General features: G+C 49.7%; 9 protein-coding genes. 3 read left to right on the top strand and 6 right to left on the bottom strand.

Annotated features, from left to right (window positions below; translation table 11 throughout):
• Positions 1-5 precede the first annotated feature (5 nt).
• From CWE22_RS06200 to CWE22_RS06190, 3 genes are read right to left on the bottom strand one after another with little or no spacing between them, the layout of a single operon-like run.
• Positions 6-2,186 (bottom strand): CHASE2 domain-containing protein, encoded by a 2,181-nt coding sequence (locus CWE22_RS06200; protein ID WP_169930476.1) that lies wholly within the window; start codon positions 2,184-2,186, stop codon positions 6-8.
• Positions 2,183-5,254: an efflux RND transporter permease subunit gene (locus CWE22_RS06195; RefSeq protein WP_169931043.1), complete on the bottom strand. Its 3,072-nt coding sequence runs from the start codon at positions 5,252-5,254 to the stop codon at positions 2,183-2,185. The genes CWE22_RS06200 and CWE22_RS06195 overlap by 4 nt, the downstream gene beginning before the upstream one ends.
• Positions 5,254-6,330 (bottom strand): efflux RND transporter periplasmic adaptor subunit, encoded by a 1,077-nt coding sequence (locus tag CWE22_RS06190; protein ID WP_169930475.1) that lies wholly within the window; start codon positions 6,328-6,330, stop codon positions 5,254-5,256. The genes CWE22_RS06195 and CWE22_RS06190 overlap by 1 nt, the downstream gene beginning before the upstream one ends.
• A 162-nt stretch (positions 6,331-6,492) precedes the next feature.
• Between CWE22_RS06190 and CWE22_RS06185 the strand changes: the two genes are divergently transcribed.
• Positions 6,493-7,374, top strand: a complete 882-nt coding sequence (locus tag CWE22_RS06185; RefSeq protein WP_169930474.1) for a LysR family transcriptional regulator — start codon at positions 6,493-6,495, stop codon at positions 7,372-7,374.
• Here CWE22_RS06185 and CWE22_RS06180 read toward each other — a convergent pair.
• Both CWE22_RS06180 and CWE22_RS06175 read right to left on the bottom strand, forming a co-directional pair.
• The gene (locus CWE22_RS06180) at positions 7,306-7,653 is read right to left on the bottom strand and encodes a hypothetical protein (protein WP_169930473.1); all 348 of its coding nucleotides are present in this window, start codon (positions 7,651-7,653) and stop codon (positions 7,306-7,308) included. The two genes, CWE22_RS06185 and CWE22_RS06180, sit on opposite strands and share 69 nt — an antisense overlap.
• A 276-nt stretch (positions 7,654-7,929) precedes the next feature.
• A complete protein-coding gene (locus tag CWE22_RS06175) occupies positions 7,930-9,147 on the bottom strand; it encodes a permease (protein WP_169930472.1) in 1,218 nt (405 codons plus the stop codon).
• 151 nt (positions 9,148-9,298) lie between these two features.
• Between CWE22_RS06175 and CWE22_RS06170 the strand changes: the two genes are divergently transcribed.
• Together CWE22_RS06170 and acnB are read left to right on the top strand one after the other, a co-directional pair.
• On the top strand, positions 9,299-10,675 hold the full coding sequence (locus CWE22_RS06170) for an alanine/glycine:cation symporter family protein (protein ID WP_244595965.1): 1,377 nt from the start codon (positions 9,299-9,301) through the stop codon (positions 10,673-10,675).
• A 202-nt stretch (positions 10,676-10,877) separates the two neighbouring features.
• Positions 10,878-13,466 carry a bifunctional aconitate hydratase 2/2-methylisocitrate dehydratase gene (gene acnB, locus CWE22_RS06165; RefSeq protein ID WP_169930471.1) on the top strand — a complete coding sequence of 863 codons (2,589 nt, stop codon included), beginning with the start codon at positions 10,878-10,880 and terminating at the stop codon, positions 13,464-13,466.
• A 106-nt stretch (positions 13,467-13,572) separates the two neighbouring features.
• Here the strand turns inward: acnB and CWE22_RS06160 are convergent, their stop codons facing one another.
• Positions 13,573-15,360, bottom strand: a complete 1,788-nt coding sequence (locus CWE22_RS06160; RefSeq protein WP_169930470.1) for a DUF885 domain-containing protein — start codon at positions 15,358-15,360, stop codon at positions 13,573-13,575.
• Positions 15,361-15,444: the final 84 nt, after the last annotated feature.

Here is a 15,444-nt window from a genome sequence, read left to right as displayed (position 1 = left end):
TCGACCTACTTTTGTTGATGCGTAAATACGCCATCCCACTCAGGTAACGGTGGGTTATCCTGATAATAGTTGCAGCGCTCGGCAAAGAGCAAACCGAGCGGATCATTCGCAAGACTATGGTAGGCTCGCTCCGCTTCCGCAAAGTCGCGGTTGCGATAACACTGCCAAGCAAACTGAACTTGGGCAATGGTAGCTTGCTGTTCAGGGTCCAACACTACTTCAAACAGCATAACGGGTGTCTCGCGCCCTTTCACTCGGACCAAGTCAACTGGACGAATACTGAAGTCATGATCATCTCCCAGAGCTTGCAAAGTATCATCACTAATCAGTATTTCGGCACCATAGTTTTTGGTGAGTCCTTCAATACGAGAACCCAAATTTACATTGTCGCCAAGTACGGTATAAGCCATGCGGAAGTCAGAGCCCATATTGCCAACATTCATGACGCCAGTGTGAATACCTATTCCCATAGCCAATTCGGGTAAGCCAGCTGCCATGAATTCTTGATTCGTCCTTCTGAGAGCTCGTTGCATTGCGATGGCAGCTTGAACCGCGTGCAGTGAATGTTTTGGATCAGCTAGAGGTGCCCCCCAGAACGCCATCACGGCATCACCCATATATTTATCAATGGTGCCACGATGTTCGTGAATAGCACGTGTGACTGGTGACAATAATTGATTCATTACTGCGGTTAATTGGGCTGGCGGAATGTTCTCTGCAAACGAGGTGAAGTCGCGAATGTCCGAAAACAACACCGTCAATTCTTTCTCTTGCCCAGTGAGATCTTGCGCATCGGGTGCGGCAACGATATCCGCAACCAATTCAGGTGGCACATACATGCCAAACTGCGAGGCAACTTGGCGTTTCGCTTTGCTCTCCCGCCAAAAATTCAGTGTCAGGTGCCAACCGGTCAACAACACAATCAACAGCACCCCAGAAGCGACCGGTAAAACCAGGCCTTGGCTCCAAGCGAACATGTTCGCGCCAATATGAACAATCAGTACAGCGAGGCTTGTTACCACCAGCGCAAATGCTGGTAGTCGCGGGTACAGCCAACTTAAAATCAGACCTAATAGGAATAAACCGAGGAACGTAATCGCGACCGCATAGCCGGGTTCGCTTTTGAAATTCATGGTAAGCAGACCCGCTAACACCGAAGCGTGAATCTCCATTCCCGGAAACACATTGGCAACGGGTGTGGCGCGCAGGTCCATAAGTCCGGGTGCGGATGTGCCCAAAATGGCAATCCGATCTTGAAGCTTCATCGCAACATCAGGATCGCCGCGCAGAATGGCTGCTGCTGAGACCTTCTCGAACGTATCCAGACCACCATACCACGGCACTAGAACCGCAGCTGACGGGTCAGTTGGATAATAAAAGCCTCCCATATCCAAGCCTTCCAGTTGCCACAATCCACCTTCGAAGTGCGTATCCAGTGTCACCGGAGCTTGGCCCAGAAGGGTTCGGACCATTGCTAATGGCAGGCTCGGGTACAGCTGGTTATTGAATTCTTGCACGAGCGGAACGCGACGGAAGATCCCATCGGCATCGACGGTAGGGTTATCAAAGAAACCGCCAGCCCAAGCGGACTCCTGAAGAACTTTGATGTTACTTGCATACCGGTCGGGACGCACGAGCGGTAATTCGTTGAGAGGAGCTGAAGCGTCGGTGGCGATGACTTCAAGCGGAGTGGGCAACATCCCTGTGCTCGCTGCTGCGGTATCAGAGCGCTCAAAATAGAAACCGGTGACCACCGGGTAACTCGCTATCGCTCGTGCTAAAGCGTCATCACCGGTGGCTGGTAATGGTTCCGATGACAAAACTGGAATACGCTGTTGTAACTGTTGCCATTGCGCAGCGAGTAGATTTTGTTCTTGCTCCGCAAAGACTAAGTCAAAACCGAGCATTTGTAGCTGATAGTCGTCAAAAGACTTTTCAACCAGTGTCGCCAATTGTTGTCGTGGCCAGGGCCACTGACCATAAGCTTGCAAGCTAGCTTCATCAATATCAATCAGCACAAACTCTTGCGGGGCTTGGTTTGACAGTGTTTGGTTGACGCGAATGTCGTAACTCATCCATTCCAAACGTTGCAGTAATTGCGTTGGCCACCAGCCGGTTTGTTCACCAGCTAGCCACAGCACTACGGCAAGACTTCCGACAAGTTGGAACCAGCGCGCCCGAATCATTTCACTCGCATCACCATGGCATACATTAAAGGAACAACGATTAGAGTCAGCATAGTCGCGAAACCTAATCCGAACATAATCACTACTGCCATACTGGCGAAAAAGTCGTCAAACAGCAACGGTAACATGCCAACAATGGTCGTGACCGCGGTCATTGCTACGGGTCGCACACGACTGACCGCGGCATCCACCAAGGCTTTCATTTCAGCTTTGCCAGTTGCGAGCTCGATGCGAACTTGCTCAAGCAACACCACACCATTTTTTATCAGCATACCCGACAAACTAAGAAAGCCAAGCAGCGCCATAAAGCCGAATGGTTGTCCAGTGACTACTAACCCCAAGGTCACACCAATAATACTTAGCGGAACTGTGGTCCAGAGCACACCGGCTTGGCGAATTGAGCTGAACAGCAATACAGTAATGATAAACATCACTAAAAAGGCTAACGGCAGCGCTTGGAAAACCGCTTTGGTGGCTTTTTGTGACGCTTCGAATTCACCACCCCACTGCAACTCATACCCGAGCGGCAAGTCAATCGCTTCAATAGCCGGGCGAACCCGCTGTAAGACTTGCGCAGGCGTTTCATCACCAAAAATATCGTGGTCAGCCATGACCGTCAGTGTGCGTTTGCGATCCCGACGCATGATTAGATTATCCTCAACACCCAGATCAATAGCCGAAACCACTTGACCTAGTGGAATGTATTGATTCAGTGCCGCACTATAAATTTGTAGTTCAGACCAGTCGTTGAGGTCGGTGCGCTCCACCGCAGGGGCGCGCACAACAATGGGTAATAAATCCGTACCATCACGAAATACGCCAACCGTTTGCCCGGAAAAATTTCGTTTGAGCGCATCATTCACATCGGCTTTGGTAATACCTAAACGACGTGCCGATGCCTCGTTGAATTGGGGTTCAAGAATCTTTGTGCGTTGTCTCCAATTATCCCGTAAATTTCGAACACCTGGGTCGGCCGCCATAATGTCGCGCGCTTGCTCACCCAGTTGCCGCAATACGTCTGGATCCGGACCAATAAAACGAGCCTCAATTTTGGCTGCCTGTGCGGGCCCCATCTCGACCGGCTTAAATTTGAATTCGACGTTCGGTTGTTCCGCCTGCAAATGCTGCTCGAAGTCGAGTAGGACTGACTCCAGCGCACCCATATCGGCGCCGCGAAGAATCAACTGCGCATAGCTTTCATAGGCTTTTTCGACCATGTAAGTCAGCGTCATTCGCGGACCACCTTGCCCAATGGTCGTGGCGACAAACTCAAGCTCACCGGAATTGCTATGGCGTTCCAGTAAATAGTGCTCCAACTGCCTTACGAATTGCTCCGTTGCTCGGATGTCAGTGCCTTGCGGATACCACAAATCGACATAGGCAATTGGTGTGGTTGAGGGTGGGAAAAACGACTGCTTCACCGTACTAAACCCAGCCCCAGCTAAAACCAGGAGCCCAAGCATCACCAGCATGGTAGTTTTACGCCAATTTAAAAAGGCCAATAGGGCCCGTTGATAGGCTCGAAAAAACCAATGGTCGTAGACATTGTCATCGTCAGCCAAGTCACTGGCGCGGCGGGCACGCGCATCCGATCGATACAATAAATTGCCGAGAAAAGGGGTGAGCGTGAGTGCGGTAAACCAACTCAAGAGCAGCGAGATGAATAAAACCCAAAATAGTGAGTTGGCATACTCACCACTGGCATCTTTCGACAAGCCAATGGGCGCGAACGCAATAATCGCAATAATGGTTGCACCTAACAGCGGCCACATATTCTGTTGTACCACTTGCGCCGCCGCTTGGATGCGAGTCAACCCGCGCCGAACCCCAACCAGCATGCCTTCAGCAATGACGATTGCGTTATCAACTAACATCCCGAGTGCAATAATGAGTGCTCCAAGAGACACGCGTTGCAGTTGAATATCCGCCAGATACATAAACAAAAAGCTACCCAGCACTGTCAGTAGTAACACGCTGCCAATTAACACGCCGCTGCGCAGGCCCATACTGAGGAGCAGGGCAACAACAACAATGACAACGGCCTCGGCAAGATTAATGAGAAAGCTTTGAACGGAGTTTTCGACTTCAGCAGGTTGGTTATAAATCGAGTGAATAGACATCCCTACCGGCTGCGCGTATTTAAGTTCGTCAAGCTTAGCCTGAATGCGCTCGCCCACGGTGACCACATTGACGTCTTCAGCGAAGGAAATGCCCAACCACAGTGCTTGATCACCTTGATAGCGAACAAGATGCGTCGGTATTTCTTTATATTCGCGACTGATCGTGGCGACGTCACGCAGTAAAATGCGTTCATCGGCACCAGGATTACTGATGAGCAGATTGGCTAAATCATCCACAGTGGCAAACTCGCCGCTGGTTTGAATTCGCAGGCGCTCGCTACCAATCTGAATTCGACCCGCATCACTTACCGCATTCTGGGTCTGGAGAAGGTTTACCACCTGTTGGGGGGCAATGCCCACATTCGCTAACCGAGACCGCGATACTTCGACGATCACTTGTTCATCTTGCTTACCTGCCACGGTCACTTTGCCGATACCTTTTACCAGGACCAATTCGCGCCGCAGAAAGTCGGTATAGTCAGCGATGTCTTGATACGTATAGCCGGCACCGGTCACCGCCAGCGTAATACCATATACATCAGCAAAATCATCCCGAATTATCGGCTCGCCGGTACCCGGGGGGAGATAACGCCGATTGTCCGAAATTTTACGCCGAAGCTGATCCCAAATTTGTGGCATATCCTCCTCTCGATAGGTGGTTTGGATTTCCACTTGAATCTGGCTCAGGCCCGGTTGTGATATCGACGTAATGTGGTCGACCTCACTCATTTCTTGAATCGCGTTCTCGAGTCTGTAGGTGACCTCTTCTTCGACTTGCTGAGCGGTAGCGCCAGGGTAGGGAGTAATAATAAGTGCTTGTTTGAGGGTGAATTCAGGGTCTTCTAAACGTCCCATTTGTTGCAGCGCAAATATGCCACCGAGCAGTAAAATCACCACCAGCAACCAACTGGTGGTGCTGCGTTTAATGCTATAGCGAGCTATATTGATCACAGGCCCCGCTCCCGCAGCCAAGGCCGCACGCGTTGTCCTTCATTGAGTTGATATACACCAGCAGTCACTACTTGCTCACCCGCGCTGAGACCACTGGTGATTTCAACACCTTGGTTGGTCACTGCGCCAGTTTCAACGGCGCGTTTGGCAACAGTGCCTAACTGATCGTTATAGACCCAAACAAAATAACCCTGTGCCTGTTCCACTTCACTCGGAGAGAATAGCGCCGTCGTTGGAACTAACAACGCATTCGTTAACTGTTGTGATACCGCATCCATGTCCACCCTAAGTGTCGCTGACATGCCCGGTAAAACGTTGAATTCAGTTGGACTTGGCAAGGTAAAGACAACCTTATAGGTGTTGGTTGCCGGATCGGCGGTGGTATCGAACTCTTTCAGAGTCGCTGGGTAAGCTTGCTCTGGATCCGCAGCGAAGATGACATCCGGTTGATAGTTATTGTTGGTATTGCGCTGCACTCGTGCAAATAAGCTTTCCGGTACCCGTATACTAATGTCGATGGCATCGCTCATTTGCAGCGTGGCGATTTGCCGCTGTGGTTGCACGGTTTCGAAATTTTCGACAAAAACATGCGCAATCACACCAGCAAATGGCGCTCGTAACTCGGTGTATTGCAGATTCGCTTTCGCGGTTTCTAGATTTGCGCGAGAAACTTCCAAGTTCGCTTTCACCTCATCAAATTGTTGCGGTGAAATGACGCCTTGTTCGACGAGGTTTTCTGTTCTTTGGTACTGCGCGAGAGCCAAGTCATAGCGCGCCTGAGCTTGATCGACGACCAACTGATAATCGGTCGGATCCAACCGCGCGATTAAATCACCTTGCTCCACGTCTGTTCCCGCCCGCGCGGGAAACGCTTGAATCTCACCACCGACTCGAAACGCGAGTTGCGCCACTTGGGCAGCTTCAACAACGGCAGGAAAGTCGCGCAGGCGCTGCCCATCACCCGTGGTGACGGTATGGAGTTTGACCGGTTGAATAACCGGCTCAACCGCATTAGCTGGAGCACCATCGCTGCACCCAACCAGCAGCAACAAAACAAGTCCAAAGAAACGCATGTCTAAATCCCTCAAAACATAAAAGCGCTAGTCGCTAATGGCCACTAGTTACTCGTATGGCGCTTTACGAGTAACCATTAGCTAGTAGCCATTAACGGTAGTGTACTTGGTTTGATATTAAGTTATATTGAATTATTCTAATCAAGATATTAAGTATTAATTATGAAGATTCAGCAGCTACAGATGCTTGATGCATTAGCCGATACCGGCAGCTTACAGGGAGCTGCCGATCAGCTCCATCGTACACAAGCCGCCGTCAGTATGGCTTTAAAGAAGTTGGAGGAGCAGGCTGGATTTCCGCTCTTTGATCGCTCGGGCTATCGATTAGTGCTGACGCCACGGGGCGAGCAGTTTTTACGACAAGCCCGCGAGGTTCTGCGGCAACAACAGCGGCTACAATCGTTGACCCAACAGTTACAGACGGGGGCAGAACCGCAACTTCGCGTGAGCTACGATCACACCTGTTCACCCAGTCTGCTATTCAATGCCATGCGACAAGTGCAGGAGAGCTTTCCGGCTACCGAACTCCTGTTGAGTGGTGAATCGCAATTAAAGTCATTGCGCGCCATTCGTGAAGGTGAGGCTGATCTCGCATTGTGTCCTTGGCTGCCAGTATTTCGGCAACACGGTGATTTTGAAACACGACTGGTACGCCCATTCGAGTTATTTGTGGTGATGTCGCCGCGGCTCGCAGAGCGTTTTGGTGGTGTGCCGACGCATCGTTCAGAGTTGTTAGAGATGCCGATGTTGATGCCACAAGATCAAGATGTTGGAATTAATATGGACCGCATGATGCGTATGCCAGGCCAACAGCGAATTCGCGTGAATGACTCAATCGCTCAACGCGAATTGCTGCTGGCTGACATGGGTTGGGGCATTATCCCAGGTGACTTGGTCGGTGATGCACTCGCACGCGGTGATTTAGTGCGTATCGAAATTCCCGGTTTCATCAACCAAGTACACCTCGAAATTCATTTAGTACGTTCGGCGGAACGGATCGCGGGCCCAGCTGCGAGCCTCATCTGGCGCACTTTCGATGGGTGAAATCAGAAGCGCAACCAAGCCAGTCGATTGCATTTCAGCACCGATGGCTTGCACGTTTTCGTTCGCTTCTATAATCGTATCGATACGCGCATCGGCAATGATCTCGCTGCTCGCGTTCGCAATATCAATTGCCAGCGTTTCCACCTGATTCTCAAGAGAATAGGTATACACATAACGCTGCATTGGTGCTTCGTATTGATACGTTTGAATAGGTGCACTGACTGCTACCGAGCTCATCAATGCCGCTGCAAATACAGATAATAAAGTTAAAGTTTTCATTACTTGGCCCCCCACATGACCGTTACTGCTTAAGATAGATCAAACATGTGAAAGGTTTATGTCAGGGCGATGTAACTTCGCAAGCAAGTGTAAGCAATCGTAAACCAGCTACTGGCTACTAGTTACTAGTTACTCGCGAAAAACAAAAAACAAAAAACGAATAACGAATAACGAATAACGAATAACGAATAACGAATAACGAATAACCAATAGCAAGTAACCAATAGCAAGTAACCAATAGCAAGCAACCAATAGCTAGTAGCCAGTAGCCAGTAGCTAGTGATAGGTGAGGTGCAGCGCCATACCACCGACTAGCCAGAACACGCTGATACCACATAGACCCGACATGATCTTTTCGCCGAGCGATGCTGAGCTGCCATGGTCGTGATGATGATGCTCACTCGCTTTTTGGTGGCGATACCACAGCATCACCATAATCAAACTCAGTAGCAGAAAGATAAGATTCAGAACAAAACCATAGTTGAACTGAAAATGCTCTTGTTCGGCGGGAGAAGACCACTGTGAAGGATCGGGTAACCAGTTCAATGCGAACAAGCCATAATGCATGACCAGTGAAGCGGCAACGAGACAAATAAATAGCATTAGCGCGATGTATAACGCCATTTTCCAACCATAGTAACGAGCATTTATTTTAAGCACTGGGAGCACGACCAAGTCAGAGAAAATAAACGCCATCACACCAGCAAATGCGACTCCCTCGCCATATAAAACAGCGGCTAGCGGGATATTTCCCATGGAGCCGATAAAGGTGAAAAATGCGGCTATGGGTCCGATAATCGCTTGTTGCAGCACCGCCCAAAAGCTGAGTTCACCTTCGCTGCCAACGCCCATAAAAAGCCATTCAAAAAATGCACTGGGTACAAAAGCTGAAATAATACCGGCAACGGTAAAACCTATCAGCACATCCTTCCAGACCATCTGCCATTCCATCACGTATTTCTGTCCGACTTTCTGCCAGGTATCGTGACTGAGCAGATCAGACCATGTGGTTTCATGCTCATGTTGCTCGTCGTCGTCTTCATCTTTGCGAGCGCTGGCTATCAATCGCTGCGGATTTGTTACGGTAATGAATAACCAAACAAAGAAAATCAACAATAAGCCACCGACGTATTCACCCACAACAAATTGCCAGCCGAGAAAAATGGAAATAACAAAGCCAAGTTCAATGACTAGGTTTGTGGACGCCAACATAAATGCCATGGAAGCGCTGAAAGCTGCGCCCTTGTTAAATAGAGCGCGAGTCGTGGAGAGCGCAGCGAAACTACAAGAGCTCGAAATAAAGCCAAAGAATGTCCCCAATGAAATAGACCTCAAATCATTCCGTCCCATGGCGCGGCGCATACGATTTTTGGTGATGAGGACTTGAATGAGGCTACTGACCATGTAGCCGAGGACAAATGCCCACAAAGCCATCCAGAAGAAACCGAGACTCGTGTATGCAGATTCGCCCCAGGTATTCAAAAAGTAATCCATTGACGACCTCCATGAACATCACTGAAAACTGATTGACTGTCTACCATGCCGACCTTTACGCAGAAAGGCAAATAGTTCCCTGTACACGTCGAGATGGCGGTCATCCATGATCTCGACTATGGTTAATTTCAAATCGTCGCTGGACTCACGCATGTCATTTACCCAATCCTTTACTGATTTTTCGGCTTCTGTCGCCGCTATCGTATTTGCCACTATTAATGTAAACGGCGCCGAGATACCACTGGTGGTGATTTGGTTATTCGGCGGAGCTATAGTGTTTACGGTAGGACTCGGCTTTATCAACATCCGCGGTTTCTGGCACGGAGTACAAGTGCTGCGGGGTAAGTTCCGAAAGGAGGATTCAGCGGGTGAGATTAGCCCGTTCCAAGCATTAACAACCGCGCTTTCTGGCACTGTCGGTACGGGTAATATCGCTGGTGTTGCCATTGCCATCACTTTAGGTGGGCCTGGTGCGACTTTCTGGATGATTATCGCAGGCTTGTTCTCCATGGCAACTAAGTTCATGGAGGTTTCGCTCGCAGTTAAATATCGTCAGATCAATCCTGACGGCAGCATTGCCGGTGGCCCAATGTATTACATGCGCGACGCGTTCAAAGCTCGCGGTTGGCCGAAGTTTGGTGCGGTATTAGCAGTCGTTTTCTCTGTTTTTTGTGTATTCGGCTCTATCGCGTTTGGTAACGTCAACCAAGGCTTCGTACAATTCAGTACCGTTACAGGGTTTGATAATTCCATCATTTACGGTGTCATTTATGGCAGTTTAGTCGCGGTGGTTATTATTGGCGGCATCAAGCGAATCGCTGATGTAACCAGTAAATTAGTTCCGAGCATGCTGGCGCTGTATTTCGGTACGTCTTTGTATATTTTGGCTATGAATGCCGGAGCCATACCCGGCGCTTTCGTTCTTATTGTCGAATCTGCTCTGCAACCTGACGCCGCTTATGGCGGCTTTATTGGTGTCATGATTATGGGCATCCGTCGGGCGACGTACTCCAATGAAGCTGGCACTGGCTCGTCACCTATTGCGCATGCTGCCGCCAAAGTTGATGAGCCTATTCAGCAGGGCTTTGTCGCTATGCTCGAGCCCTTTATTGACACCGTTATTATCTGCACTATTACAGCGCTCGTGATCATCGTCACCGGTGCGTATCAAATCGATAATGTCGATGGCATTGCAATTACATCCTATGCATTTACCACCTCATTCAGTTGGTTCCCATGGGTACTTACACTGATTATTCTCTTGTTCGGATTCTCCACCGTCATCAGTGTTTCGTATTATGGCAACAAGGCTTGGGGTTACTTGTTCGGGGAGCGCTACGAAGTGCTCTTGACCCACAAAATCCTCTACTGCATCACCGTCGCGATGGCTGCATCCGTCGATATCCTTGCCATTGTCGATATCACTGACTCGTTGTTCTTCCTGATGGCAGTGCCGAACATCTTAGCGCTCTATTTGCTGCTACCCGAAGTCCGCCGCGACCTAAGGGACTACCGCACAAAACTCTAACCACGTTACTGGTTACTGGCTATTAGCTACTCGCAAAGCGCAGATCTGTGTTTTCTAGCAGCCAGTAACTAATAGCCAATAGCGTATTCATAGGGTTTATAGGCTACATTCTGCTTTATATTGTCCGATGAATTTTATTCTCACCGCAAAACCCCTATAATTGCGCCACTTTTTAACAGCGCAACAGTGAAGGGGTACATCAGTGCTGCAAGATTATCGTAAGCATGTTGACGAGCGGGCCGCAGAAGGCATTCCGCCAAAACCATTAACAGCAGAGCAAGTTGCTGATTTAGTTGAACTATTGAAAAATCCTCCTGCAGGCGAAGAAGATTTCCTCGTCGAGTTATTGGCAGAACGTGTTCCTCCTGGTGTTGATGAAGCGGCTTATGTCAAAGCAGGCTTTTTAGCGGCTATCGTCAAGGGCGAAGCGCAGTCGCCGGTGATCAGCAAAGAAGCAGCGGTGAAATTGCTGGGCAACATGCACGGCGGCTACAATATTGTGACTTTGGTTGAGTTGTTGGATGACGCCGAATTAGCGCCATTAGCTGCGAAAGAACTCAAGCATACACTGCTCATGTTTGACGCATTCCATGATGTCGAAGAGAAAATGAATGCTGGCAATGCCATCGCCAAAGAAGTGGTGGAGTCATGGGCGCAGGCCGAATGGTTTACTGGCCGTAATGAGCTCCCTGAAAAAATCACTGCAACCGTATTCAAAGTCACCGGTGAGACCAATACCGATGATTTGTCGCCAGCACCTGATGCATGGTCACGTCCTGACATCCCATTGCATGCGAAAGCCATGTACAAAATGCCACGCGAAGGCATTACTGACGCCGCGAAGCAAATTGACGAACTGAAAGTCAAAGGCCATCCAGTTGCTTTTGTGGGTGATGTTGTGGGTACCGGATCTTCACGTAAATCAGCGACCAACTCAGTGCTGTGGTTCATTGGTGAAGACATGCCAGGCACGCCGAACAAGCGCGCAGGCGGTATTTGTATTGGTAGCAAGGTCGCACCGATCTTCTTCAACACTATGAAAGACGCCGGAGCTCTGGTGTTTGAAGCAGACGTTGAAAAAATGAACATGGGTGATGTGATTACCATCTATCCATACGCAGGCAAAATCGAAAACGAAGCTGGCGACGTCATTGCTGAATATGATTATGCGTCGCGCGTGATTCTCGATGAAGTGCGTGCCGGTGGCCGTATCAACTTGATCATCGGTCGTGGTTTGACTGAAAAAGCACGTGAATCACTGGGCTTAGGACCATCTGATTTGTTCTTGAAGCCAGAGCAACCGGCGGACAGTGGCAAAGGCTATACGTTGGCACAAAAAATGGTCGGTAAAGCTTGTGGTATGACGGGCGTTCGTCCAGGTACTTATTGCGAACCAAAAATGACCACGGTAGGTTCACAAGACACCACGGGTCCAATGACACGTGATGAACTGAAAGATCTGGCGTGTTTAGGCTTCAGCGCCGATTTGACCATGCAATCATTCTGTCACACGGCTGCGTATCCGAAGCCAGTTGATATCGAAACACAACACACTTTGCCGGATTTCATTATGAACCGTGGTGGTGTGAGCTTGCGCCCAGGTGACGGTATCATCCACAGCTGGTTAAACCGCATGTTGTTGCCAGATACTGTGGGCACGGGTGGTGACTCACACACGCGCTTCCCACTCGGTATCTCATTCCCTGCCGGTTCTGGTTTAGTCGCGTTTGCCGCGGCAACCGGTGTCATGCCGCTGGATATGCCTGAGTCAGTGTTAGTGCGTTTCAAAGGTGAAATGCAGCCGGGCATTACGCTACGTGATTTAGTCCACGCTATTCCATTATTCGCGATCAAAGAAGGTCTGTTGACCGTTGAAAAACGCGGTAAAAAGAACATTTTCTCAGGCCGTATTCTTGAAATCGAAGGACTCGATCATTTGACCGTTGAGCAAGCATTTGAGTTGTCGGATGCATCAGCAGAGCGCTCAGCAGCGGGTTGTACGATTAACTTGTCTGAAGAGTCGGTCGCAGAATATCTGCGTTCGAACATTACCATGTTGCGTTGGATGATCAACGAAGGCTACGGCGATGTGCGTACTTTAGAGCGTCGTGCTCGCAAAATGGAAGAATGGCTCGAGAATCCAAGTTTGATGCGCGCCGATGCTGACGCTGAATACTCACAAGTGATTGAGATCGACTTGGCCGATATTAAAGAGCCCATCGTCTGTTGTCCGAATGACCCTGATGACGCCAAGTTCCTGAGCGAAGTTGCGGGCGATAAAGTGGACGAAGTATTCATCGGTTCATGTATGACAAACATTGGTCACTTCCGCGCCGCGGGTAAGTTGTTGGAGAAAAACCAAGACGAGTTGAATACCCGTCTGTGGATTGCTCCACCGACCAAAATGGACGAAGCACAGTTACGCGAAGAAGGTTACTACAACATCTATGCCAATAATGGCGTACGCACTGAGATGCCGGGTTGTTCATTGTGCATGGGTAACCAAGCCCGCGTTGAAGCCGGTGCAACCGTGCTCTCGACTTCAACTCGTAACTTCCCGAACCGCCTTGGTGACGGAGCGAACGTATACCTAACATCGGCTGAACTTGCGGCTGTTGGCGCCATTTTGGGTAAACTCCCAACGCCAGGGGAGTACATGGAGTATGCGCAAGACATCAACTCGATGGCAGGTGAGGTCTACAAATACCTGAACTTCGATCAGATGGATGCGTTCCGCCAAGCAGAAGCTGCTGCGAAAGCGAACATCATACCGACCATCCAAGTCGCATAAAAAAGGGGCTTCGGCCCCTTTTTTGTTACTAGCTATTAGTTATTAGTTACTAGAAAACACAGATCGAGTCTTTGCTAGTAACTAGTAACCAGTAGCTATTCGCTCTTCACGCTTTTGGGTTTTTCTGTGTTTTTATCCAGTTGTTGATTTCTGCTTCTAGTACATCCAGCGGGATGCTGCCATTGCGCAGAACTACTTCGTGGAACTCGCGTAGATCGAATGCCGTGCCGAGCTCTTGTTCGGCTTTAGCGCGCAGGTCGCGGATCAACATCTCCCCCAGTTTGTACGACAGTGCTTGACCGGGCCAGGTTATGTAACGGTCGATTTCCGTTTTCACGTTGTGCAGGCTCAATGCGGTGTTGCTCGCCATAAAGTCCAATGCTTCTTGACGGGTCCAACCCATGGCATGCATACCGGTGTCGACAACGAGGCGTGCCGCACGCCACATTTCATAGCTTAAGCGACCGAAGTTACTATATGGGTCTTGATAGAAGCCGGCTTCCAAGCCAAGCCATTCGGCATAGAGGCCCCAGCCTTCTCCGAACGCTGAAATGTAAGTTTGTTGACGATAGCTAGGAACGCCCTCCATTTCACGGGCTAATGCGCCTTGCAAATGGTGCCCTGGTACCGCTTCGTGCAATGTCAGAGCTTCCATTTCATAGAGTGGACGACGGTCCAAGGCATAGGTGTTCACCCAATAGAAACTAGCGCGATCATCACGGCTGGTGCCAGCATAACGGCCGGTGGTGTACTTGGGCGCAATTTCAGCCGGGACTGGAGCGATGCCATAAGGCTGACGCGGCAGCGTTTTAAAGAATTGCGGTAGCACGCCGTCAGCTTTCTTCGCAATGAAGGCGGCTTCTTTCAACAATTCTTCAGCCGTTTCTGGATAGAATTGTGGGTCGGTGCGCAGGAATTCGACAAATTCGGCGAAACTACCGTCGAATCCGGTGTCGGCAATCACTTTATCCATTTCGGCACGGATCCGTTTGACCTCTGCTAATCCACGTTCATGAATCGCCTCGGGTGTGAGATCAAGCGTGGTGAAATGACGAATCCGGTTTTGATAATAGTCACGACCCTGAGGTAATTCCGAGGCACCAATGCTGTCACGGCTATTCGGCAAATACTCCATCACCATAAAGTTAAAATAGTCCTGATAGGCAGGTATCACTTGGCGATCGATGATTTGTCGAGCTTCGGCTTGCAGTTCAGTCCATTGTGCTTCGGCTATAAAATTGGGGCGCTGTTTGAATGGATCGTAGAACAAGCTATCTTCAGGACTCTGCGCAATAAAGGCAGTGATGCTGTCTTCAAACCCAACCATTGACGCTTTAGGTTGTGTGTATCCCTCTACTAAACCTAGGCGCTGCCATTCAGTTTGCTGTGCCATATAACGTGGAATAGATGCCAAACGAGACAGGTAATTCTGATAGTCTTCGAGCGAACGCAACGAGCTATTGCGGACCATGAAGCCTAGGTTACTGTGAAATCCGCCCTCTGCATTCAGCGGTTGGTAGTGCTCCTTAAACCGAAAGCCATCGACACTGTTCTGCAGTCGATAGGTGAGCATTCGCCAGTTGATTTGATTTGCGCGTGATAGTGCGTCCACATTGAATTGCTGCAACTCCGCTAACCAGGCTTCTTGCTCGGCAGCACGATTGGCTAGCGCTTCGGCAGACATGTCTGGCAAACTATCCGCGCCGGCCGAGCGGCTCTGCGCTTGCATCTGTTCCCAAATACTATCGGCAAGAGTCGTAAATGCTTGGTCGGCGGTTTGTACCGCTACTTGCGGCTCAGCTTGAGCGGCCGTGGTGTTCTGCGGTGCGGTTGCACAGGCGTTCAAACCCAGTGCCACGAGGATAGCGACAGAAGTATAGGTCAATCGAGTCATCGGTTATGCTACCTTATTCTTTTTGTTCGAATTCTAATTCACTGCGGCCATTGTATGTGACAAACTAACCGCTGCAAGTTGAAA

The sequence above is a fragment of the Pseudidiomarina aestuarii genome, from assembly GCF_003987355.1.
Taxonomy (GTDB): Bacteria; Pseudomonadota; Gammaproteobacteria; order Enterobacterales; family Alteromonadaceae; genus Pseudidiomarina; species Pseudidiomarina aestuarii.
Note: the sequence above shows the minus strand (reverse complement) of the source record. Positions and strands in the feature narration are given on the sequence as shown.